This window comes from Synechococcus sp. Lug-A (assembly GCF_024345655.1).
GTDB lineage: Bacteria > Cyanobacteriota > Cyanobacteriia > PCC-6307 > Cyanobiaceae > MW101C3.
Window position 1 is genome coordinate 131,428 of record NZ_JAGQBN010000002.1, and the last position, 21,155, is coordinate 152,582.

At 62.0% G+C, this 21,155-nt stretch carries 20 protein-coding genes, 1 tRNA gene and 3 pseudogenes; 8 read left to right on the top strand and 16 right to left on the bottom strand.

The window, feature by feature from the left end:
• Window positions 1-18: 18 nt before the first annotated feature.
• The 5 genes from KBY86_RS02090 to KBY86_RS02110 all read right to left on the bottom strand — a co-directional run bounded on the left by KBY86_RS02090 (window position 19) and on the right by KBY86_RS02110 (window position 4,684).
• Window positions 19-405, bottom strand: coding sequence for a DUF1622 domain-containing protein (locus KBY86_RS02090; RefSeq protein ID WP_255099599.1), 387 nt, complete (start codon window positions 403-405; stop codon window positions 19-21).
• Complete coding sequence (locus KBY86_RS02095) at window positions 406-1,284, bottom strand: bile acid:sodium symporter family protein (protein ID WP_255099598.1); 879 nt, start codon at window positions 1,282-1,284, stop codon at window positions 406-408.
• A 99-nt stretch (window positions 1,285-1,383) separates the two neighbouring features.
• On the bottom strand, window positions 1,384-2,088 hold the full coding sequence (locus KBY86_RS02100; RefSeq protein WP_094511072.1) for a pentapeptide repeat-containing protein: 705 nt from the start codon (window positions 2,086-2,088) through the stop codon (window positions 1,384-1,386).
• A gap of 80 nt (window positions 2,089-2,168) precedes the next feature.
• Window positions 2,169-3,092 carry a formylglycine-generating enzyme family protein gene (locus KBY86_RS02105; protein ID WP_255139987.1) on the bottom strand — a complete coding sequence of 308 codons (924 nt, stop codon included), beginning with the start codon at window positions 3,090-3,092 and terminating at the stop codon, window positions 2,169-2,171.
• Window positions 3,093-3,178: 86 nt separating this feature from the next.
• On the bottom strand, window positions 3,179-4,684 hold the full coding sequence (locus KBY86_RS02110) for an arylsulfatase (RefSeq protein ID WP_255139988.1): 1,506 nt from the start codon (window positions 4,682-4,684) through the stop codon (window positions 3,179-3,181).
• 841 nt (window positions 4,685-5,525) lie between these two features.
• On the opposite strand from KBY86_RS02110, the pseudogene KBY86_RS02115 reads away from it, so the two are divergent.
• Window positions 5,526-5,696 (top strand): annotated as a pseudogene (locus KBY86_RS02115) (helix-turn-helix domain-containing protein); the annotation flags it as partial.
• On the opposite strand, the gene KBY86_RS02120 reads toward KBY86_RS02115, so the two are convergent.
• The 3 genes from KBY86_RS02120 to KBY86_RS02130 form a co-directional block, all read right to left on the bottom strand.
• Entirely contained in the window at window positions 5,664-6,851 is a 1,188-nt protein-coding gene (locus KBY86_RS02120) for an HAD family phosphatase (protein WP_255139989.1), read from the bottom strand. The pseudogene KBY86_RS02115 and the gene KBY86_RS02120 sit on opposite strands and share 33 nt — an antisense overlap.
• Window positions 6,851-6,988: a hypothetical protein gene (locus KBY86_RS02125; protein WP_255099594.1), complete on the bottom strand. Its 138-nt coding sequence runs from the start codon at window positions 6,986-6,988 to the stop codon at window positions 6,851-6,853. Before KBY86_RS02125 ends, KBY86_RS02120 begins: the two co-directional genes overlap by 1 nt.
• Before the next feature lie 200 nt (window positions 6,989-7,188).
• Complete coding sequence (locus tag KBY86_RS02130) at window positions 7,189-7,800, bottom strand: TetR/AcrR family transcriptional regulator (protein WP_255139990.1); 612 nt, start codon at window positions 7,798-7,800, stop codon at window positions 7,189-7,191.
• 167 nt (window positions 7,801-7,967) lie between these two features.
• Here KBY86_RS02130 and KBY86_RS02135 point away from each other — a divergent pair, with 167 nt between their 5' ends.
• Entirely contained in the window at window positions 7,968-8,585 is a 618-nt protein-coding gene (locus KBY86_RS02135; protein ID WP_255139991.1) for a glutathione S-transferase family protein, read from the top strand.
• A gap of 2 nt (window positions 8,586-8,587) precedes the next feature.
• A complete protein-coding gene (locus KBY86_RS02140) occupies window positions 8,588-9,241 on the top strand; it encodes a pyridoxamine 5'-phosphate oxidase family protein (protein ID WP_255099591.1) in 654 nt (217 codons plus the stop codon).
• Window positions 9,242-9,508: 267 nt separating this feature from the next.
• On the opposite strand, the gene KBY86_RS02145 is transcribed toward KBY86_RS02140, so the two are convergent.
• The gene (locus tag KBY86_RS02145; protein ID WP_255139992.1) at window positions 9,509-10,267 is read right to left on the bottom strand and encodes a sulfite exporter TauE/SafE family protein; all 759 of its coding nucleotides are present in this window, start codon (window positions 10,265-10,267) and stop codon (window positions 9,509-9,511) included.
• A 407-nt stretch (window positions 10,268-10,674) separates the two neighbouring features.
• On the opposite strand from KBY86_RS02145, the gene KBY86_RS02150 reads away from it, so the two are divergent.
• Window positions 10,675-11,994, top strand: coding sequence for a hypothetical protein (locus tag KBY86_RS02150; RefSeq protein WP_255139993.1), 1,320 nt, complete (start codon window positions 10,675-10,677; stop codon window positions 11,992-11,994).
• Between the two features lie 967 nt (window positions 11,995-12,961).
• Here KBY86_RS02150 and KBY86_RS02155 read toward each other — a convergent pair.
• Window positions 12,962-13,456: a hypothetical protein gene (locus KBY86_RS02155; RefSeq protein WP_255139994.1), complete on the bottom strand. Its 495-nt coding sequence runs from the start codon at window positions 13,454-13,456 to the stop codon at window positions 12,962-12,964.
• A 324-nt stretch (window positions 13,457-13,780) separates the two neighbouring features.
• Between KBY86_RS02155 and KBY86_RS02160 the strand changes: the two are divergent.
• Window positions 13,781-14,080 (top strand): annotated as a pseudogene (locus KBY86_RS02160) (DUF4079 domain-containing protein); the annotation flags it as partial.
• A gap of 147 nt (window positions 14,081-14,227) precedes the next feature.
• On the opposite strand, the gene KBY86_RS02165 reads toward KBY86_RS02160, so the two are convergent.
• Window positions 14,228-14,554, bottom strand: coding sequence for an AbrB family transcriptional regulator (locus KBY86_RS02165; protein ID WP_255099588.1), 327 nt, complete (start codon window positions 14,552-14,554; stop codon window positions 14,228-14,230).
• Between the two features lie 223 nt (window positions 14,555-14,777).
• Between KBY86_RS02165 and KBY86_RS02170 the strand changes: the two genes are divergently transcribed.
• A complete protein-coding gene (locus tag KBY86_RS02170) occupies window positions 14,778-15,107 on the top strand; it encodes a hypothetical protein (protein ID WP_255099587.1) in 330 nt (109 codons plus the stop codon).
• Here the strand turns inward: KBY86_RS02170 and KBY86_RS02175 are convergent.
• Complete coding sequence (locus tag KBY86_RS02175; protein ID WP_255099586.1) at window positions 15,040-16,692, bottom strand: mechanosensitive ion channel family protein; 1,653 nt, start codon at window positions 16,690-16,692, stop codon at window positions 15,040-15,042. The two genes, KBY86_RS02170 and KBY86_RS02175, sit on opposite strands and share 68 nt — an antisense overlap.
• 270 nt (window positions 16,693-16,962) lie before the next feature.
• On the opposite strand from KBY86_RS02175, the pseudogene KBY86_RS02180 reads away from it, so the two are divergent.
• Window positions 16,963-17,202: pseudogene (locus tag KBY86_RS02180) on the top strand (IS5/IS1182 family transposase); the annotation flags it as partial.
• A 796-nt stretch (window positions 17,203-17,998) separates the two neighbouring features.
• On the opposite strand, the gene KBY86_RS02185 reads toward KBY86_RS02180, so the two are convergent.
• Window positions 17,999-18,182: transfer RNA gene (locus KBY86_RS02185), tRNA-Leu, on the bottom strand.
• Between the two features lie 155 nt (window positions 18,183-18,337).
• Between KBY86_RS02185 and KBY86_RS02190 the strand changes: the two genes are divergently transcribed.
• The gene (locus tag KBY86_RS02190) at window positions 18,338-19,339 is read left to right on the top strand and encodes a hypothetical protein (RefSeq protein WP_255139995.1); all 1,002 of its coding nucleotides are present in this window, start codon (window positions 18,338-18,340) and stop codon (window positions 19,337-19,339) included.
• 139 nt (window positions 19,340-19,478) lie between these two features.
• Here the strand turns inward: KBY86_RS02190 and KBY86_RS02195 are convergent, their stop codons facing one another.
• The 3 genes from KBY86_RS02195 to KBY86_RS02205 form a co-directional block, all read right to left on the bottom strand.
• The gene (locus tag KBY86_RS02195) at window positions 19,479-19,793 is read right to left on the bottom strand and encodes a transposase (protein WP_255140074.1); all 315 of its coding nucleotides are present in this window, start codon (window positions 19,791-19,793) and stop codon (window positions 19,479-19,481) included.
• 237 nt (window positions 19,794-20,030) lie between these two features.
• Window positions 20,031-20,348, bottom strand: coding sequence for a hypothetical protein (locus KBY86_RS02200; RefSeq protein ID WP_255139996.1), 318 nt, complete (start codon window positions 20,346-20,348; stop codon window positions 20,031-20,033).
• A complete protein-coding gene (locus tag KBY86_RS02205; RefSeq protein WP_255139998.1) occupies window positions 20,345-21,127 on the bottom strand; it encodes a hypothetical protein in 783 nt (260 codons plus the stop codon). Before KBY86_RS02205 ends, KBY86_RS02200 begins: the two co-directional genes overlap by 4 nt.
• Window positions 21,128-21,155: the final 28 nt, after the last annotated feature.

Consider the following 21,155-nt stretch of genomic DNA (forward strand, 5'->3'; position numbering starts at 1 on the left):
ATGGCGAGGATGGTGTGCTCAGGATCCAGGCGGGAGCGGCTGGTCTTGCTCCAGCCGCCGTTCAGCCTCCAGTTCCCTGGCGAGGAACACATTGAGGAAGGTGCGGATCACGGCCACCGTCGCCAGTTGGATCAGGTTGCTGTCCGTGGGAGCTGTGGTGGTGGCGACGATGTCGGCACCGAGCTGAAACTCCAGCGCCATCGATAGCCAGCTGCCGAAACAGAGGCGAACCGCGCTGGGGGGGCGGCGCCCGCGATGGGCCAGCACGGGCAGGAACGGCAGGGCCAGGCGAAAGGTGGCGATCATGCCGGCCACCACACAGAGCACCGACAGGGCTTCCAGGCTGAGGCGAACGACAGTCGCCAGACCCTGCAGCAGGGCCTCGGAGGATTCAAGCCAGGGCATCTACAGGGCGGCGAAGGGCACCGACTGCCTCTGGCGTTGCCAGCGCAGAAAGGGAATCGACAGCAGCACGGTGACCACGAGGTAGGCCAGCACCGCGAGTTTGAGGCCGGGAATGTCGCTGCCGTAGGTCGTCGCGAACAGCAGGGCCAGGCCCGGGTTCCGCATGGAGGTGACCAGGGCGATCGTGACGCGTTCCCGGGGCTCAGGGCCAGCGATCCCGTAGCCGATGGTCAGGGACGCCAGCACCATCACCGCCATGAAGGGCAGAGCCAGCAGGTTGGCGCCCACGAAGGCGACCAGCAGGGGCAACGACTTGACCAGCACCAGCACGATCAGCAGCAGCAACAGGCCATTGGCCAGCTTGTCGAGAGGACCGGACAGCCGCTCTGCCAAGCCAGGCCGCCAGCGCCTCAGCGTCAGACCCGCCAGCAGGGGCAGCACCTGGGTCTTGCCCACCTGCAGGGCTACCGTCCTCGCCGTGATGTCCCAGCCGGATACCCCGAAGGAGGACTGGTACAGGTCGGCGACCAGCGGAATCGACACGATCGCCGCCACGGCCACACAGGCCTGGAGCACAGCGGCCAGCTCACGGTCGCCGCCGACCTTGCCCGCCTTGCGCAGGGTGAGCGGAGCGCTTGGGGAGGCCGCCATCAGGGCGATGCCGATGCGGGCCGGTTGGGTCAGGGCCAAGCTCAGCGGCAGCTTCATCAGCAGCAGGGCGACCAGGGGCACCAGCACACAGGAGCCGATCAAGACCCGGATCACCAGGGCGGGTCTTCGGCTCAGGCGAACGATCGCCTCTCCAGTCAGACCCACTCCCAGAGCGAACATGATCGTGAACAGGGCGGCGCTGACGATCAACAGGGAGGGCTGGCCCATGGCATCAGATGGCAGGAGAAACAGATGGAGCTGGCTGGATGGAGAGAAATCGAGCCAGCTGGATGGAAACTGAGCGATTCAGAGGCAAGTGACTGAGGTTCAACCGCTCGGATCCAAGCTGGTTCCAGTGAGATCAGCCTCCTGGAACACAGCGCCGGTGAGGATGGCGCCGCGGAGATCGGCCTTGGTGAGGATGGCGCGGGTGAAGTTGGCCTGGCTGAGGTCCGCCCCGGCCAGATTGGCCTCGCTGAGATCGGCCTCCGTGAAGTTGGCCCCTTGCAGATCCGAACCCTGGAGATTCGCCTTGCGCAACACCGTTGCGCTGAAGTTGCCGCCTCGCCAACGGCTGAACGGAATCTTGATCCCCTCCAGATTGGTGGCCTGCAGATCGAAATCGTCCTGCCAGATGCCATCAGAGCACAGATCTTCAAGGGCGCGGATGCGTGCCAGGCTGAATCTGATGCCAGCCTCTTGCTGCGCCAACAACAGCGAGAGTTGCTCGTGATGTTCTCTCTCCTTGCGACGACCCGCCTCCAGGATGTAAACAAGACCCGCTGTGACGATGCTGAACGACTCCACATTGTCAATGCTGATGACGTCCAGGAAATTGCTGGTCAGGCAGTTCTCGCTGGGTTCGGCTCCATGGCAGTTGTCGAAACGATTGACGACGGACAGCAACACAAAGGATAGGGTTGCTGCCATCAACAGCCTGAATCTGAAGGAGCGATCCAGCAGCAGGAAGAACGGTGACTCGCGGCGGAGCTGCTGACGGGTCAGCCAGGTGGATCGTTTGGGCAGTGTCATCGGAGGAGTGATCACCTTGCGGCAGGCGTCAGCCAAGGGGTGGAAATCAGCTGACAGAAAGGGATGGCGGCGCCATGGCTTCAGGGCCGCACGATGCAGCGAAAGCCCATGTGGCCGGTGGAGGTGTCGATGCCCTGGGCCATGCGCGCCGCCGGCCGGTAGCGACGGCAATAGCTGGGGGCGCACAGAAACGAGCCGCCCTTCACCACCTTGCGGGGCATCGTTCCGTGCTGGCTGGCGGGGTCGATGCTGGCCTCCCGGGCGGCAGCCGCTTCGGCGCAGCAGCCGCTGCTGGCCTCAGCCGGTAACGCCCCATCGGCTTGGTGCGGGTGGGGGCCGTACCAGCTATCGGTCCACTCCCACACGTTGCCGATGCAATCGAGCAGCCCGAAGCCGTTGGCAGGAAAGGCGCCCACCGGTGAGGTGCCGGCATAGCCGTCGAGCAGGCTGTTGTGGTGGGGGAAGTCGCCCTGGAAAGTGTTCGCCACCGGGCGGCCCTCCGGGTGCAGCGCATCCCCCCAGGCGAACTCGCAGCCTTCACGGCCGCCCCAGGCGGCCCGCTCCCATTCGGCTTCGCTCGGCAACTGTTTGCCGCACCAGGCGGCATAAGCGGCCGCATCCTCATGGGCCACATGCACCACCGGATGCAGCGGGCGGTTCCTGATTGAGCTGCCGGGGCCCTCCGGGTGGCGCCAGTCGGCGCCGGGGATGTACTGCCACCAGCGGTAGGGATCGTCCGTTCCCACCGGCCCGGGCGGGGGCACGAACACGATCGAAGCGGGCGCCAGCCGCTCTGGTGGCGCCTCGGGATAGAGGGCCGGATCGGCCGGCCGCTCGGCCAGGGTGCGGTGGCCGGTGGCCTTCACGAACTTGAGGAACTGGGCGTTGGTGACCGGAGCACGGTCGATCCAGAAGCCCTCCAGCGCCACCCGGTGGGCCGGAGCCTCCTCCGGGTAGTGGTGGTTGGAGCCCATCAGGAACGTGCCCGCGGGGATCCAGGCCATGTCCCGCGCCGGCGGTCGCCCCGGCCGGAGAGCCGGGGCAGGGGAACGGTTCGAGGCCATGGCGACTCCGCGGAACGCTGCGTTGCTCAGTGGCCGCCGCTCGCTGCGGAGGTCATCTTCGCGATCACCTCCTCCAGCGAGAAGCTCGCCGCCTTCTGCCGGGGCGGATACTCCTGGAAGGTGGCCAGGAACCGCCCCGCGATCACCTGGGCCGGCACCAGGGCGAAGGCGTGGTCGAGCATCCAGTCCCAATAGGTGTTGGAGGTGATGTCGGCCCGCTCATAGGGATCGGTGAGCAGGTTGAAGATCTTCGGCACCCGCAGCGGCGTGAAGGGCTCGGCCCAGACCTGCAGCGTGCCGGTGGCGCGCTGCTCCATGAACACGAACTTCCAGTTGTCGTAGCGCAGGCCGGTGAGGTCGCCGTCGTCGGAGAAGTAGAAGAATTCAACCCGGGGGCTCTTATCGCTCTGGCCCGTCCAGTAGTCGAGCATGTTGTAGCCATCCAGGTGGATCTTGAAGGTCTTGGAGCCCACCGTGTGGCCCTCCAGGAGCTTCTCCTTGATCTGGGGTTCGCCGGCCGCCGCCAGCAGGGTGGGCAGCCAGTCGAGATGGCTGACGATGCCGGTGTAGAGCGTGCCGGGCGCGATCTTCCCGGGCCAGCGCACCAGGGCCGGTACCCGGTAGGCCCCTTCCCAGTTGGAGTTCTTCTCGTTGCGGAACGGGGTCATGCCGGCATCGGGCCAGCTGTTCATGTGGGGCCCGTTGTCGGTGCTGTACATCACGATCGTGTCATCGGTGATGCCCAGCTCATCGAGCAGGTCGAGCATCTCGCCGATGCAGTTGTCGTGATAGATCATCACGTCGTGGTACTCCGACTGCCACCGCCCCGACTGGCCCAGATCCTGGGGCCGTGCGTGGGTGCGGAAGTGCATGTGGGTGGTGTTGAACCACACGAAGAAGGGCTCTCCTGAGGCCACGGCATCACGGATGAAGCGCTTGGCTTCGGCCATGAACTCCTCGTCGCAGTTCTCCATCCGCTTCTTGGTGAGCGGGCCGGTGTTCTCGATCCGCTGGGTGCCATCACCGTTGGCCCAGCAGTGCAGCACGCCGCGGGGGCCGAAGTTCTTCTGGAAATCGGGGAAGTCTTCCGGCTTGGGATAATCGCGCAGCTCCGGTTCCTCCTCAGCATTGAGGTGGTAAAGGTTGCCGAAGAACTCGTCGAAGCCGTGCATCGTCGGCAGATGCTCGTCGCGGTCGCCGAAGTGGTTCTTGCCGAACTGGCCGGTGCGGTAGCCCAGCGGTTGGAGCAGTTCGGCGATGGTGGGGTCTTCGGCGCGGTAGCCCAGCTCGGCGCCCGGCAGCCCCACCTTGCTCAGACCGGTGCGGAACACGCTCTGGCCGGAGATGAAGGCGGCCCGCCCGGCGGTGCAGCTCTGCTCGGCGTAGTAATGGATGAAGCGCCCGCCCTCCTTGGCGACACGGTCGATGTTGGGGGTCTGATAGCCCATCAGCCCATCGCTGTAGCAACTCAGGTTGCTCTGGCCGATGTCATCGCCCCAGAGGATCAGGATGTTGGGTTGTCCGTTGGGCATGGCAGGTGGAGGCTGGTGTTGAGGAGGCGGGCCCGGGGCTGGAGAAGGATGCAGCCCCGGCACGCTGATGAACTCAGCTACAACCTGCTGCCCATGGCAGGGTGGGGCCACTCAAAAAGTGCAAGCTTCGATGGCTCCGCTCCACCGGTTCGAGGCTGTCGAGGAGCTCGAAACCCAGCTGCGAGCGGCGGGCCTGGATCTGCGCCTGCTTCAGCTCTCCAACGGCAACCTCAGCGGCCGCCTGGTCACCCGCCAGCTCGGGCCGCTGCGGTTGCTGCGGCTTCAGGTCAACCGTTGTCTGCACGTGGCTGGCGGCAAGCCACGCGACCAACGGCTGATGGCACTGAACCTGGTGTCCGACCGCAACGCGACACCCCTGCGGGCCCACGGCACCGCCGTCGGTGCCGATGCGTTGTTCGGACTCGATCCCCAGGCGGATGTCCATCTCTCCACGCCTGAGCGGATGGATCTGGCCGTGGTGATGGTCAACCCCGGCATGCTGACGCGTTGGAGCAGCGGCAAGGGGAGCCTCGATCTGGGATCGGCGCCCTTCCGCTTCAATGTGCTGCCCATTGACGCCGCCAGCCGCACGCCGCTCCAGCGCTGGTTGCTCAATCTGCTGCCCCTCCATTCGAAGACACCCTCTGTGCCAGCACCGTCAGAACCTGAAGGAAGTGCAGAGGGTCTCCTCCCACTGCTCGTTGACGCTCTGGAGCAGGGCCTCAGGCAGCAGGGCTGGCCCGACCGCCCGCCGGCGCGGATCGAACTTGTCAAGCAGGTGCAGCGCTGGACGGAGGAGCATCCGCTCGAGCCGATCAGCCTGGAGGCGCTCTGCCGTGAGATGTATGTGGGGCGACGCACCCTGATCCAGGGGTTCCGGGAGCACCTGGGCATGGGCCCGATGGCTTACTTCAAGCTGCAGCGGCTGCATGGTGTGCGCCGCGGGCTGCTGGAGGCCCAGCCGGGCAGCGCAACGATCTCAGGGTTGGCGGCCTCGTGGGGCTTCCTCAATGCGGGGCATTTCGCCCGGGATTACCGCCGGCTGTTCGGGGAGCTTCCCAGTGCCACGCTCTCCAGCCGCCGCGGGTTGGCTCGCGGGGGGCACGGCACAGCGCTCGACCACTCCCCCTCCTGATCCGCTTGCCGCTGGTGGGGCCGCGAACACGCTGGCCCAGTCGTTGCGCATGCTCACCACCGTCCAGCCCCGCCGGGGCGCCTCGTTCAAGGCCCGATCGAGACGGCCGAAGGCCGACTCCCGGTCGTAGGCCACCTCCCGCTCGGCGTCGTCGTGGTGAACGATCACTCCCAGCCGTTGCCCGGGCTGGCTCGTGACCCACTCGAGCATCTCCAGATCGCCGTCGGAGTTGCCGAAAGCGGCGACCGGCCTGCGGCCGATCAGCTGCTCGATCAGGACCGGCTTCATGGCCCGATCGGCGATGGTCTGCATCTTGCTGTGGCGCTGGATCACCGGCAAACCGCCCTCGCGGGCATAGGTGGTGACGACGCTGGAGCCGATCACCTGCTCCGGAGGGATGCCGTAGGCCTGCTCGGCGAACACCCGCATGAACTCCACGCCGCCGGCCGACACGATGTAGGTGCGGAATCCATTGGCACGCAGGTGCTGCAGCAGCTCCTGCATCGGCTGGTAGGTGAGGTCGGTGTAAGGCCGCTGCAGGGTCGGGTGGCAGGCGCTGTCCAGCCACGCGCGCACCTGATCGCGGAACGCCTCCGTGCTCATGCCGGCATGGGTGATCCCCACGAGTTCCAGCAGGCCCTTGATGCCCATGGGGAGCACGGCCTCCCCGTTGCCGGTAGCGGTTGCGGCGGCGATGACCGGGTTGGTGGCGAGCCCGGGCTGTTGGGCCACCAGGGCGCGGGCCCGCTCGATCGCGAAGGCCAGCTGCACGTACATCGGCTGCTCAGGCCAAAGCGTGCCGTCGTTGTCGAAGACGGCGATGCGCTCCTCGGGTGGCAGATAGCTCTCTCCCCCCGGCTGGCTGACGCTGGCGACGAAGGCCAGGATCCGCGATCGGGTGGCACCGTCCCGCCAGGACGGGAGCGGCTGCGTGGACCCCGCGGGGCTGGCCTGGTTCGCCATGGCGGGCGCCAAAGGGGCCATCATCGCCACAGCGAGCAGGCTTGCCGCTGCCGTGGTCAGGACGCTCATCAGCACACTGTTCCCTCCCCAGCCGAGCCAGCGAACAGCCGCTGCAGGGGCGGCAGCAGGGCCTCCAGGGCACGCCGCGATGGCCCAGGCGCCGCATGGGCCCGGGCCGACATCTGGGCGATGTTCAGCCCTGTCACCAGCACCAGGAACCCCGGGCTGTGGCCGAATCCCCTCTGCCCGGGCCACCGCCAAGCTCCGCAGGTTCAGGACTTCTTTTGCCACCAGCATCGCTCCCCGAAACTCCTTCCCTGCCAGCCACTCTGGGGTGTTGCTGGGGGCGTACGGGCTGGTCGGATCCACCACCCCGGTGTTCCAGGCTTGAAGGGCAGGCTTGCTCTCAGGCGGCGTTGAGGAGAACCGCGGCAGCTTCCCGGGCGTGGATGGCAGCTCTGGAATCGCGCTCCAGGAAGCACAGCACCAGGGCACCCTCCAGTAAGAGGTGAAGGTGTGAGGCGAGGCGCTCTGGATCAGCGACGCCCAGGTCGCGGCACTGCCCTGTCAGCAGCTCCCGGCAGCTGGCCTTGAAGGCTTCCGCGGCCTGGCGTGGACGATCACCTGCGTCGGGGTATTCGCTGGCCGCTTTGATGAACAGGCAGCCGTGGAAGGTGGGGGAACGCACCCAATCGGCCAGCCAGTCGAACACCGCCAGAACCCGGCCATGGCTTCCCCCCTTTGCCTGCGTGAGGCGGGTGGTGAGGCTGCTGGTGATCTGGCCGGCCAGGCGCTCGAGCACGGCGGCGATCAGCTCTTCCTTCGAGCCGAACTGCTTGTAAAGGGTCATTTTGGCCACGCCAGCTTCGGCGAGCAGCGTGTCGATCCCCACGGCCCGGTAGCCCTGGCGGGCAAACAGCTCCTGTGCCGTGTTCAACAGGTCTTCGCGCTTGGCCGAGGCCCTGGCCGTACGGGTTCTGCCTGGTGCTGGCTTGGTGCTGGCGGCCCTCTCAGCCATGGCGGTCACGATCTGAGCCAACCGTAGGCGATAGACAGAACAGTCTGCTAACTTTCTGGTGTTCAGACAGGTCGGTCTACTTCCGGCGGGCCGGGTTTCGGTTCTGTTTCGGGGCCTTGCCTCTCCCCTGCTTCTGCGCGCGCCTCCACCCCACTGCTCGCTTCACCATGCTTCGTCTCCACGGCCATGAACTCTCCGGCAACAGCGCCAAGGTGCGCCTCCTGCTCGACCTTCTTGGCGTGCCCTACGAGTGGGTGCGTGTCGATCTGATGAAGGGAGAACACAAGCAACCCCCCTTCCTGGCGCTCAACCCCTTCGGCCAGGTACCCGTTCTGGAAGAGGGGGCCAGCGTCCTTTCCGATGCCCAGGCGATCCTTTACTACCTGGCAGCCCGACAAGGGGATGGTCAGTGGCTTCCCGTCGACCCTTACGAGCAGGCCAAGGTGGTGCGCTGGCTCTCCACGGCCGCCGGTGAGGTACGGCAAGGCCCCGAAAACGCCCGGCTGTTTCACCGCTTCGGGGTGAAAAGCCTTTCGATCGAGCACGCCCAGGAGAAGTCCAGCTTCATCCTCGGACAACTCGACCGGCACCTGAGCGATCGCCAGTGGCTGGAGCTGGAACGGCCGACGATCGCGGACATCGCCGTGTTCCCCTACATAGCTTTGGCAGGAGAGGGGGGGATCGATCTCACGCCCTATCCCAATGTCCTGGCCTGGATCCGGCGGATTCAGGCGCTGCCGGGCTATGCCCCGATCGCTGGCCTTGATGCGGAGCTGAGCCTGTAGCCATGACCGAGCACTACCTGCATCGCCATCTCACTCCAGCGGTGGCAGCGGCGCAGCTTCAGGCCTACGGGCAGAGCCAGGCTGGCCCGATGGCACCGCAACCAGATCGGCTGGGGGCACGGGAGGTCGCCTTCATCCGTGCCCGCGACAGTTTCTATCTCGCCAGCCTCACCGAATCGGGTGCTCCCTACATCCAGCACCGAGGTGGGCCGGTGGGCTTCCTGCGGGTGATTGATGAGCGCACCCTGGGATTTGCCGATTACGCCGGCAACAGGCAACTGCTCTCCACCGGTCATGTGCGAGCCGATCCGCGAGTGGCCCTGTTCCTGATGGATTACGGCGCCAGGCGACGGCTCAAAATCGATGCTGAGGCTGAAGTGGTTCCACTTCACGTGCATCCAGCGCCAAACCAGGCGACGTGGTTGCGGGCGCAGGATGCTGAGGCCGGTGCAGTGGAGCGCCTGTTTCGCCTCAAGGTGGTGGCCTTCGACTGGAACTGCCCCCAATTCATCACGCCCCGCTTCACGGCAACAGACGTGGAGGAGCGGGAACGGGCTCTGCGCGAGCACATCGCCACCCTTGAGCAGCAACTGCTTGAACGTCAACGCCCCGCAAGGGATCAAGGCCAACAAGGAGAGGAACTCCGGGATGGCTGATGGCGCCACGATGACTGCCGGCAACATGGCCGTCCAGCCACTGGCCCATCGGTGAGCGGTGCTTCTCGCTCACTCAACAACGTCACGGACAATGGCCTCTGCAGTGCCACTTCACCTCAATCGTCCTTGTGTTGTGCCGGTTGCTCAGAAGCCAAACACCCACCTGGACCAGCCCAGCATGGCTTGCCCCTTGAGCTGCTCGATACCAACCCGCGCCACGGGCGGGAGCATCAACCTGGGCGCGCTGCAGAGCTAGACGACCAGGCTTCAGGCAGGGCGGTGCAGGAAGTGCTGGCTGATCTGGATCAGTTCCCCTGCGATCACCACCACCAACAGGCGAAACACCCAGACCCGGGCGGCCGGCAACAGGGCGAGGCGAGCAGCCAGCATGCCGCCGCCGATGCTGCCGAATGCCATGGCGCCGCCGGGCAGCCAGGCCACATGGCCATCGCGGGCAAACACCAGCAGAGACACCAGGGTGGTTGGAATCAGTACCAGGTTCTTGACGGCGTTGGCCGCCGTGAGGGGGAGGCGCACCACAAGCACGAGAGCCAGGAGAAGGTAAGTGGCGCCGTCGAGCACGATGAACCCCACCCAGGTGCCGATGCCGAAGAAGATCAGCGCTTCCTTGAGACTGAACCGGGCCGATTCCTGGGGCGGCTGGTTCAGGGCGGCCTTCAGTTTGGTGAACAGGAGGATCAGGGCCACCAGTACGGCAGCCGTGATCGCCAGCCCCAGATTCCGCGCCGGTATCGCATCGGCCAGCAAGGCACCAGCCACACTGCCGAGCGTCGCCGGGCCGGCCACCCGCAGGGCCATCCGCCAGGGCAGGGCACCGGCTTGCGCGAAGGTGGCAACGGCCGTGGTGCAGCCCACGATCACCGGCAGGCGGTTGGTGGCGTTGGCCATCTCCGGATCCATGCCCAGGGAGATCAGCATCGGCAGGCTCACCGCAGACCCGCTGGAGGCCAGGGTGTTCAGAAAGGCACAGACGGCCCCGGCCAGGCTGACGAGGCTGTAGTCCATCCAACCAGTCATTCGCCGAGGTCAGCAATCGCTGCCTGGAGTCTGGCTCCTGTGGGCTGGGAGGCTTTCGCATCCCGTGGCCGGGTCCGTCAAGGGAGCCGCTTGTCCATGCAAAACCCTTGGCGGACCTGGCTGCAGATCCAGAGGTGCAGCCAACGAACACCCTGCCTACCGCGTGACGGCCTGCGATATCGGGCGCAGCGGCCATGGAACCGCAGCTGTAACCAACGCGTTGGCTTGATCCTCAGTTGAGCTCGTAGGAGTCAAAGCCCGGCAGTTCCTCGACTTGCTCCAGCAAGAATCAAGGGAACGTGTAGCTGAGAGTACAGAATCAATAATCTGCTAAAATGAGAAAGTATTAAAAAGGAGAAGATTTGGAACTGAGGAAGTCCGTTGTTCTCCTCGCCATGGCGCTCGGCCTGCTTCATGCAACCGCCAAGGCCGAACCGATCACCTTCTTCGTCGGTGCGGATCCACAGTACAGTTTTGGTGATGATGCCCTAGCCACTGAAACCGGCTTGCGCGCAGCCCGTATGTTGAATCATTGCACGGACTGTAGCAAGGTCCTCGTTGTTGCTGGTGATCTGTCCCACGACAAACCCGACAAAGCCCGAAAATACGGCGAAGTATTCCATCTCCCAATCGAGAAACTCGGCATCAAGGTATTTGATGGCCTTGGCAATCATGATAACGATAACTTCGCTGATGACTGGGTGAGTTTCGACAGTCCACGAGGTTTGTACCATATGGGCTCCCTTGCTTCCGACGACCGGGCCAAGCCAATGAGCTTGCCGGAGATTGAGGGGCATAACTTTGTTGCCCCTAGATTTTTAGGCTGGCGTGTCTACGATCTATTCCTTAGTCAGATTGACAATGAAGAAAAACCTTCTCAGGATGACATTATCTGGAGAGCCGCTACTTCCCTTAAGGATGGCAGGTATAACAATATGCTGACGAGTTGCGGCTCCTTCGGATACGGTGATGCTTGGTACTGCATGAATGAGGATGCCTATTACTACGCGATTGAGCTCAATAAGCCAACATATAACTTCTCATTCAACTTGAATTTCTGGAGTACACCAAATCCGAAACCGGGTGTTCTCTTGGTCCAGCTGCACAACGAGCTTTACTCGACGACCTCTACGAGGTACCTCAAAAGAATTCGAGATAAGCTATCCAGTGAAGGACGCCTAGACCTACCGGTAATCCTCTTTTCCCACAGGTTAGATGGCACAATGTCACCAGAGTTTGAGCAAGTTGCAGCAGACATGAACATCGCTGCTGTTATCCATGGACACTACGGATGTGACAACCGCAGCTCACCCGAGAAGCTCAACGGCCACTGTGACGCCAGTAACACATGGGATGACCTTAGAAACTGGAAACAGGAGATCTACAATCGCAACAGAGTTAATGTACCCATCATTGATGTCAATGCGCTGCTGTACGGCATCTTTTGGGCAGTCCAGATTGATCCCAGCAAGGGAACGATTGCCTTTGTCCGATTCAACTCGAAAGAAATGATGGTGGAAAGCAGACGTGGCGGGAAGAGCTTCATTTCGTTGAAAACTGGTACGTTCGCGGATCTCATGACTCAGGTATTTCGAAACAATCCTAGTGCAATCAACATCCCGCGAAGGAAGAACGCCATCATGAAATGTGACTATGAAGCAGGTAGGGTGAATGCCAGCAATAATAAATACTCAGTTGCCAATTGCAGTTACTAATCATCTTTCCACGTTAATTCTGTCACCGTCTCTCTATTGGTCAGGCTCATTTTGGCAATGGGCATGTAAGCTCTCGAGAATTGTTATTGTCAAGCCAAGATTGGCGCTACAAGACTGGCGCTAGTGGGCCCCGCAGGCGCGGGTCTCCAGCAGGCCCCTCATCAAGGGGTTCCGCCAGAGGTCGCTAGGGCAGCTTCCAGTTGCCTTCGCAGCGGCGCAGTTCCAGCTCGATGGCGAGCCGGCGAGGAAAGGATTGCGGGTCCAGGTCAATGCCACCAACCAGCGCAGGTGACGCGTGTGGCGGTAGAGCCACCCCCAGCAGGTGATCTTGAACGAGCGGTTTTTCATGCCTGAGGCGCCAAAGAACACCGCTCCCGCCACCCTGGTCCGGGTTTGACAAAGGGGCGCAGACCCTCGCGTCAGCCCTTGAAAGACCCGGCCGCAGACCGAAAGGCGCAGCCAACGAACACCCTGCCCACCGCGTGACGGCCTGCGGTATCTGGCGCAGCGGGCATGAAACTGCCGCCTCAGGGCTCCTCAAAGGGATAGAAGCCCGGCTGCTCCTCCACCTGCTGGCGGACCAGATAGGGGTTGGAGGACCAGCTATCCCAGGCCGAACCCACCAGGCCCTGGTCGGTGGCAGGAAGCGGGGTTCAGCCTGGAGGCACTCCGGCTCAGGCTCTTACCAGCCTTGGGCACAGGCAACTTGCCAGGCCTCGATCGTGGCGGCCAGTTGAGCGTCGGTGGATGCAGGTTGGCGTGGAGACGTCGGCTCCATGGCAGCAACGACGTAGAACACCATCCCCACCCAGCGGCTGCTGCAAGTCAGGCAGGAGGACCCTCGGGTCCTCGCGTCAGCCCTTGCCGGTTGCTGCACCCATCCCCGAGCTCAGTGAAGGTTGATGGGGTGCCGGTGGATCATCGGGGTGGGGTTTGGCGGGCCTGTAGGAGCCAGATAATCGCGCCCTCAGGGCATAACAGCAGCGGCTACCCGAGGTTTCTTGAGGTAAAGGTAGAACCCGGGAATAACTTCCAAGTCGGGGCCAAAGGCCAACTTTTTCAGCGAACCTTTTGCGCTTTGTACAGGCACCCACTCCAATGCCTCACCCATCACATCAAGCAAAGCGATGTACTGCTTGACTCCAGATTGCTTCGTTCCAGCATTCAAGTGACAGAGTTCGCCTGACCGGGATACAACCCAGAGCCAAGCCGTACCTCCGTATTTGGTGTCACCGATTCGATCCTCTTTCTCTCTTAGCCAATGTCTAAGCTTTTCATCAAAGTGTAAGCGGTTCATTGGCGTTTTCGCTGACATCTTGGCTAGGCTCATTGCACTGGTTTTAAGTCTTTGCAATCCTAATATAGTTCGCAGTCTCCGATCGTGCGAACACGTCCAAGAGTGCCGGCATATTGATGCCCAGATTTGCAATGCCCTTGCAATCAGCGCGTTTTCATCAGTCATGCGTGCACCGAAGCAGCTCTGAAGGCGTCGCCAAAGTCCAAAGAAGTCTCTTGGCCAACGTGCTTCGCTTTTACGAAAGCCACACTATTCACGACTGGAATGGAATGCAAGAGTCCACAATCAAGAAAGGATTTCATTGGCCACTGTGGAAGCTGCTGGAACTGGATAGGAAGCGCGCTTCAGGCCAAGACGTTTCACTCGTAACGCTGGTCGTCATCAGCAGCCCCTAGCCATGCTGAAGTGGTCAGGGTCCTCACTGAGCACCCGGATCAGATCTTCGCGCTCCCTCAGCAGGCGGTGGGGTCGGGCAGTGGCAAACGCGGTCTCAGCGACAATCCGTTCGGCCTGGCCTTCTGGCAGTCGCACTTCTGGGGCGGCATCGGGCTCACGGGCCTGATGCTGGTCTCTGTGGCCTGCCGTCCTGAGATCCACAAGCACCTGCGTTGGCGCCGGTTGCATGTCAGTGCCAACGTGCTGGCCACGCTGATCTTTCTGGCCCAAGGGATCAGTGGACCCCGGGATCTGTTGGAGATCCCGCTCAGCTGGCAAAAGCCGACGATCTACGCCTGTGACTACCAGGCGAGAACCTGTTCGCCACCTGCTTCGGGGGTGTCACCTTCCTGAGGGATCGTTGCAGATTCCTTGTGGCCGGCATCCTCAGGAAGGGAAACCAGGAGAAGCATGAGCGCAAGGGGTCAGCAGAGCGATCGAGCTGAGAGACACGGCCAGGGGATGGACCCTGCATCCATGCAACCAACGGGTTCAACGCGTTCACTCCTCGTCGTCAGACCCACCGACAGGCACCAGGCGGATCTGCTTGCGACCCAGCTTGATCTCGAATTCATTGCCGGGCTGGAGTTCGAGCATGGCGGTGTAGGCCTTGCCGATCAGCAGGTTGCCGTTGCCCTGCACAGTGGCCACATAGCTCAAGGAGCGGCCGGCCTTGCCTTTGCTGGTGCCAGTCCCCTCCCCGAGACTGACCCCCTTTGCCTCCAGCAGCGCCGCATAAAAGGCCGTGAAGTTCAGCCGTTCATTGCCGTCCTTCTTGGTGCTCACATAACCGGCGGCTCGCACCAGATCCGACTTTGAGGTTCGCAAGCCTCGCCATCACCATCACCATCACCGTCGAGGTAGGTGTGGCCGTCCCGCAGAAGTTGCTGGCCGCGCTTCCACGAACCAACCTCCGCATACCTCAAACGACGTCCTGACCATGAGGGAGCTCCTGACCACGGGTCAGGGTTAATGATCGTCAGGCTCGCGGGTCGTCGCTGTGATGCTCCGGTGCTTTTGGTGCCTCCCCTCAGAGCAGCTCGCCAATCCCATGGTCGCTGAATTCCACCAGGTGCTTTCCAGTCTCCAAGGCGGGAAGGTCTGCTGGCTTCTCTCGATCCAGATAGGCCGCAGCATCACAGCCTTCGAGGTACTCGCGATACACAAAGGCCTGGCCCTGCTGTCCGCCTCCACCTACGGCGCCGGGATGGCCGGTCTGAAGCTCGGCGTTCTGGCCTACCTGCTGGTCGTCGTGCTGCTTTTGATTCCCTTCCTCCGCTGGCGCAGAGGCCAGCTGCAGCTGGCTCGAGCCGTCAACCGGCGGCAGGCGGAGTGCGGGTCGGTGTGCCGAAGCTCCCAGGCGGCCAGGGGGGCACAGTGAGGCCGTTGCCATCGCGCATGGCGTGGTACCCCGGCGAAAGGATCTCGACCCCGGCCTCGGCGAACTGATCCTGGACGGCCCCCAGCAGATCCGAAAGGGTGCTGCGGTACGTGTCCACATCTTCTACGTAGGCGTTGAGTTCATAGCTGATGTGGAAGTCGTTCAGTGAGGTCTGGAGCACGAATGGGGGCATCTCCCGGCTGATGCCTGAGGTGGCGCTGGCCGCCTCCAGCATCAGCCGGTGAACCTGGCGCCAGGGCACGTCGTAGCCAATGGTGACGGTGGTGGCGATCACCACCGGCTCAGCGATCTCCCGGCGGGCCAGGCTGTAATTGACGATCGAGGCCCCCAGCACAGTGGCGTTGGGGATGCTCACCACCTCATTGTGGGGCGTGCGCAGGCGGGTCACCAACAGGGCGGAGTCGTGAACGATGCCGACGGTGCCGTTGATGTTGACCCGGTCGCCTTCCTGGTAGGCCCGGGTGTAGGTGAGCATCAGCCCGCCGATCAGGTTGGCGGCCACGGCACTCGAGCCCAGGGCTGCCAGCACCCCCACGAACAGGCCAGCCCCCTGGAAGGCCTTGCTGTTGGCTCCTGGGATGTAGGGGTAGGCCAGCACCACACCGAGCAGCAGGATGCCGATCCCCACCAGCCGGGCTGTGGGCCGGGCCCATTCGGGATAGAACCAGCGCAGACGCAGCTTGCCCAGCTCCACCGCCCGGAACCAGGCATTGCTGGCCCGCATCAGCAGCACCGAGAGGCCGAGGATCACCATCACGGAGATCAGGTCGGGGATGGCCTTGGTCACGGCCTGTGCACCGCCCACCACCAGGCCAGTGATCTGGCCCCGCAGGGTTTCGGAGATGGCCTGGGTGGGGGGGAACAGCCCGAGAAACAGGGGGATGGAGAGATAACTGACCAGCAGCAGAACGGCCCCGTGCACGATCCGGCGCAAGGGATCGAGGAGGCTGCGCTCCTGATCAGCGGTGAGCCACTGGTTGCCGCCCACCTGCAGTCCCCGGATCCGGTGGTTGGCGGGGTCGTTGATCCAGCGCCCCAGGCGGCGGTTCAAGGCCATCTGGCCCCTCAGCCAGAGGATGTAAAGGCCAAGGGCGAGCAGGGCCAGAGCGGTGCCCCGCAGCCAGTCTGAGCGCCGGTGGGTTTGGCGGTAGCGCACGATCGCCGCGCGAATCTGCTCCAGGTAGCGCTGGGCCAGCTGCTGACGACTGAGCTGAAAGCGGGCCGCGTTGCGGTCATCCACCGAGATCCTGGGCTCAAACACGCCGCCCTTCATCAGACCGATGGTGGTGTAAGGCGGGTCCTCCTGTACGACGATCTGGGTGGGCTCGATCGAGTAGTTGGCGGCCAGCTCGGCCAGCCGTTGGCTGCCACGCCGCGCCATCTGCGCAGGGCTCTGGGCGCCGACACCGGCCCGGATCTCCAGCACCCGGCGGCCATCCAGTTCGATGTAGGCCGGTGGGGGAGTGGCCTTCTGGGCGGAAGCGGAGGCAGGAGTCGGGGCGTCACCCGCGCGGGCCAGGGGGGCCGCCACCAGCAGCTGCGTCGCCAGCAGAGCGGCCAGCAAATGCAGAAGACAACGGAACCAGCGGGAGCGAAGGACCCAGGGCTCTGACTGTCCCACGATGCTTCGTCCAGAACGTCAACGGACCTTATCAACCCCTTCCTGATTAGGTTCCCATCGCTTGAAGCCCCGCCCTGGCAAGTCTGGGCCGGTGTCCTGGTTTCGCAGCTGCGCAGCAGGCTCTCTCCCCGCAGGCCTATCCCCGCTGCCGCACGAGGAGGCTGCTGAAAATCCCATCCAGCCGCGGGAGAATGGCCCAACGGCACTGAGCGGATGCGCGGCCACCAGGAGAGAACCGGCCCTCTGTTCTCCTATGTCTCCACGGAGGAGCGGATCCCCAACGCCCATCATCTGCGGCAGGTGCGGCGACTGGGGGATCAGGCGCTGGATCGCCTCAATCCCACCTTCAGCAAGCTCTATCCCGAGGCAGGGCCCCCCTCAATTCCGCCGGAGCAACTCCTGCTGGCCTTGTTGCTGCAGGCCATCTATGTCCACTCGCGTCGAATCGTTCTAGCGGCGAGTGAAGTGATGTTTGGTCGCTCGAAATCACCAGATTGAGTAACTCTAGTGCGCATGTCCTCCATAATCGTTTTTGCGCTTCGCCTCTCTGGATCGAGACGAGCCAATTCTTCCTTGTAAAGTTGCTCAAGCTGGTAATAGGCTGAGACTTGGTCGCAGAGCTTGGCGATGTTGCGCTCTGCGCGTGCCCATCGCTGCTCAGCCCTGGTGGTTGCATAGCTGATTAATCCTCCGAGAAGAGCCCCAGCAAGAGCAAATCCACCGGCGACTACTTCTGAGCTGATCGGGTTTCCCATGACTGTCTGCATAAAAGCAGTGGGTTTCTGTGATTATGCCATACTGCGTGTGTGTTTCCCGGTTCAGTCCCAAAGCCTTCGGTTGGTTTATCGTGCTCAATCGGAATATGCCTTGATGTCGGTTCTCTACTCACGATTGTCTCTAGTGGTATGACTTGGCAAAAGCTTACTTGTCGCGAGGGCGTTCCATTGCATGCCGCAACCTTGTCACCTGATTTTGCTGCTTCAGGGCGAACTCAGCAGTTGCACGCGCTTCGAGATCCCAATCAAGTGATTCTAGCGCCTATCGCATTCCATCCCCCAAAACAACCGGCTAATCTTTTGTATTGAGCCACTTGCTCCAGTTGTCAGAGCCGCTGGGAGTTTGCTCAACGCTGATTGAAGCCGTTTCAGCACATCTCAATGCCTAGCGAAGTGACACCCATGACAGCCCTTGCCAAAATCCAGAGGCCGGTGTTCCACCGGAAACCTTCCCTTCGGGCCTCTCTCACCGATGGGGGCAGGGGGACTTGAACCCCCACAGCCTTGCGGCCTGCGGATTTTAAGTCCGCTGGAGGGCCATGCCGGGCAGTGGGTCCCGGCGATGTCATGCCTACAAAGTGCCTACTGGCGGTGGCTCGTGGGCCCATTTGTACACCAAGATTCGGAGAGCACGAATCCGGCTACTCCCCCCCCCCCTCGCTCTCCACCAGTAGCGGATGGAAGAGGTCGGATTTGATCAGTACCACCACCCCTGGTGGACATACGAGGGCCCAGACGGGCAGATTCTTGCTATCATCCGTCTCAAATGAGCCTCGCCACGGCACAGCGAATTCAAGCCGGCAATGAAGCACGTGACAAAGGGACTGCCCCCAAAGCCCGTCGATCCCAGAACCGTCGTGGTTCCTCCAGGCCAGCCCGTGAAAGCCAGGAGTTCCAGTCAAGCCAGCCCGCAGGCTGACAGGAATTCCCAATCGGACGTTGCTGTCGGCGGTAAGGCCAGGATTCACCCTGAGCCCTCACCGGCTTCGCACTGCCACGCAGGGATCGGTGAGACCATCGCGACAGAAGCCGAGATCTGGAGGACTATCTCGGCTGAGTGCGTGCGAACCAAGGAGCTAGCAGCACAGTTCAGTGGATCGCTTCCGCTGCAATCCTTTGCAGAAACTGAGCAGAAGGCATTTTCACGTCTTGGCGAGCCTGTCATTCCATCCCGAGGGTTGATGGAGTTCATGCGGTCACACACCACTGCACTGCAGCGTGTTGTAGAAGTCAGCAAAGAGACACTAATGAGTGTCCCTCAAATCAGTACTCCCAATCTCCCACGGATGGATATGGGCCAGATCTTGGGCGCATTCGATGCCCTTGGTGCACTCAGTGATATCGGGACGATTAACAACTTGAAGATTCAGGAGCGGATCTCTCCGGATGCGCGTGATGTGTTGAGCGAAGTTCTCACTTGGGGGAAGTTGAACGAGTCCCGGCTCAAGCTGGATGAAACCATTCGATTCAATCTGATGGAGCATACCTTTCTGCAGGCTCAGCTCGGGCTGCCGACAACGGGAGGCATTCACCAGAAAATCAGCAGCGCTCGAATCATCCCCTCACCGAACAACCAGCATCAGGTGAAACCGTCTGATCTTGAGCCGAAAGTATTCACCACAAGGGAGTTGAAACATCACCTGGGTTGTTATGACGAAGCAACCATCCGTCGTAAAGCTAATGAGAGCTGGAAGGAAGGAGCTGGACCACAACCACTGAAGGGACTCGAGGATTGGTACGTGGTTGGGCGTGGCAACAGTGAAGGTGGCAGACGCTGTGGCTGGAGGTTTCAGCGACGAAAAAAGGGCTATTGAATCCTAATGCCCCAGCTTTAGGTTGATTGGGATTCTCGAAATTCCGGGCATCTCCTCGAGAACTTTCCAGCTAATCTGTGTCGATCCACGATTAGTTGAAATGCAGCGTTCCCCAATTCTCCGACGTCTCAAATAGGGTTCATCCCTGTGAACCATTTAGGTGGGTGCCTTTTCTTGGACAGATTTGGCCCTCACATAGGCAACTCCGGGCAGGAGAAACATGTTTCTCATTACAGACCTCGTGGGGAGTGCTGCCTCCCAGGGAGCTGTGAGGCCTTACATGGTAGTACCTCCAAAGGAAGCGAGCCAGGCTGATTCCCGCCTCCCAGCCATCGCTGTAGGCACGCAGGTAGACCTCCTCATACTTGACTGTTCGCCACAGCCTCTCCTCCAGGATGTTGTCGTAGCAGCGTTTTCTTCCTGACCAGCTGATCTTGATCGTCTCCCTCTGCAGTCAGGTAACGAAGGCGAAGACGAGACATCGAGCGCCTGATGCGCTGCCGGGCGTAGACAGCTGAGCCAGCACCCTCCGAGCCCTTTCGCTTCCTGCAGGCGCTGGGGAAAGACCCAGCCGGCACCTACTTCCACACCCTGCCAAGCGGCTGGTCCACGGGGATGAGCCAGACACAGGGTGACCCGCATCGAGCTTTTCACCCGTGGCGGTTCCATGGCCAACGACCAGTGTGGATCTTCAGGACAGCCAGTAGGCATCCAGGAAGTTGTCCAGCTGGGCTTGAGCATGGTCGTACCAGCTCATGATCTGATCCTGCCGGGCGTTGTTGGGCCCTGGGTCCTCCGGAATCCAGTTGTTGAAGTCACCCGCCAGTTCAGGATGTCTGCTGGTGGGCAGGATGTGGCTGATGTCCTTCTGCTGCCAGAAGGACATCACAGCGTGGGGATCGTGTTGGATGAACGTGGGTGTGCTGGCGATCAGCTCATCCGCCGTGATGCCATTGTCGGCACCCCTGTCTGAAAGGTAAGCAAAGGTGTCCTGCCAGGGAGAGTTCACGACGCCAACTGGAGACCCGGTGTGTTGTTAAACAAAATCCCAATGTTGCCAACCGTTTGTCGGGCAATGTGTTCGATGCCGGTACAGGTTCCTGCAATCCATGTGCAATAGGTGTGGATCTGAGGAGTAAAGAGAATGGTGTTGCTGTTGCCACCAATCTGATCAACCAGCCAATTGAGATCGGCCGAATAGCGCTGCATCCTGACGGCCTCCTTGGCTGCGATCTTGGCGGCTTCGCTCATGTTCTGCAATCCGTTCACGCACACAGCACCGGACGTCAGTGCCAGCAGACCTGAGAACACGGGGAGCAATGGTCCCCCGGGCGTAATGCAATCGAGGAAAAAGGCGGTGGATTGCCATCCGCAGACAGCACCACTGACAGCAGCCTGGGTACCGCTGAGAAAGGTGGCCTTTTCTGCATCATTGAGTAGCTTCCAGCTGCTCATGTAGTTATTGAGCGTCGTATCAATGTCATAGCTGGTTCCCTCGTTGCTGTTGAGGATGATGCCTTTGGAAAGCTTGGCGTAGTGGGTACCGATCACAAGCTCACCGAGCCTGTGGGCACCGGAGTTGAGTTTTTCAGCCAGGAAGAGGCAGGGCACGTTCAGGCGGATACCCGTCCAGTTGGTCTCAGTAATCAGGCAAAGGCCGCTCGAGAGCTGAATGGCTGAGTTCTTCTGGATGTCGTAACTGCCGTTGGGCTGCTGCTTCCACTGGCCGGTGATGGAGATGGGGATACCGGTGGTTGCAAACGGTGAGTTTGTGAGAATGCGGGCCATGGTTGGGTGACTAAAACAGGTGGTAGGG

Excerpts from the sequence above, each read along its gene's own strand:
- KBY86_RS02090 (WP_255099599.1), bottom strand. The coding sequence starts at position 405 with ATGCCCTGGCTTGAATCCTCCGAGGCCCTGCTGCAGGGTCTGGCGACT.
- KBY86_RS02095 (WP_255099598.1), bottom strand. The coding sequence starts at position 1,284 with ATGGGCCAGCCCTCCCTGTTGATCGTCAGCGCCGCCCTGTTCACGATC.
- KBY86_RS02100 (WP_094511072.1), bottom strand. The coding sequence starts at position 2,088 with ATGACACTGCCCAAACGATCCACCTGGCTGACCCGTCAGCAGCTCCGC.
- KBY86_RS02105 (WP_255139987.1), bottom strand. The coding sequence starts at position 3,092 with ATGGCCTGGATCCCCGCGGGCACGTTCCTGATGGGCTCCAACCACCAC.
- KBY86_RS02110 (WP_255139988.1), bottom strand. The coding sequence starts at position 4,684 with ATGCCCAACGGACAACCCAACATCCTGATCCTCTGGGGCGATGACATC.
- KBY86_RS02120 (WP_255139989.1), bottom strand. The coding sequence starts at position 6,851 with ATGAGCGTCCTGACCACGGCAGCGGCAAGCCTGCTCGCTGTGGCGATG.
- KBY86_RS02130 (WP_255139990.1), bottom strand. The coding sequence starts at position 7,800 with ATGGCTGAGAGGGCCGCCAGCACCAAGCCAGCACCAGGCAGAACCCGT.
- KBY86_RS02135 (WP_255139991.1), top strand. The coding sequence starts at position 7,968 with ATGCTTCGTCTCCACGGCCATGAACTCTCCGGCAACAGCGCCAAGGTG.
- KBY86_RS02140 (WP_255099591.1), top strand. The coding sequence starts at position 8,588 with ATGACCGAGCACTACCTGCATCGCCATCTCACTCCAGCGGTGGCAGCG.
- KBY86_RS02145 (WP_255139992.1), bottom strand. The coding sequence starts at position 10,267 with ATGGACTACAGCCTCGTCAGCCTGGCCGGGGCCGTCTGTGCCTTTCTG.
- KBY86_RS02150 (WP_255139993.1), top strand. The coding sequence starts at position 10,675 with ATGGCGCTCGGCCTGCTTCATGCAACCGCCAAGGCCGAACCGATCACC.
- KBY86_RS02155 (WP_255139994.1), bottom strand. The coding sequence starts at position 13,456 with ATGACTGATGAAAACGCGCTGATTGCAAGGGCATTGCAAATCTGGGCA.
- KBY86_RS02170 (WP_255099587.1), top strand. The coding sequence starts at position 14,778 with ATGGTCGCTGAATTCCACCAGGTGCTTTCCAGTCTCCAAGGCGGGAAG.
- KBY86_RS02205 (WP_255139998.1), bottom strand. The coding sequence starts at position 21,127 with ATGGCCCGCATTCTCACAAACTCACCGTTTGCAACCACCGGTATCCCC.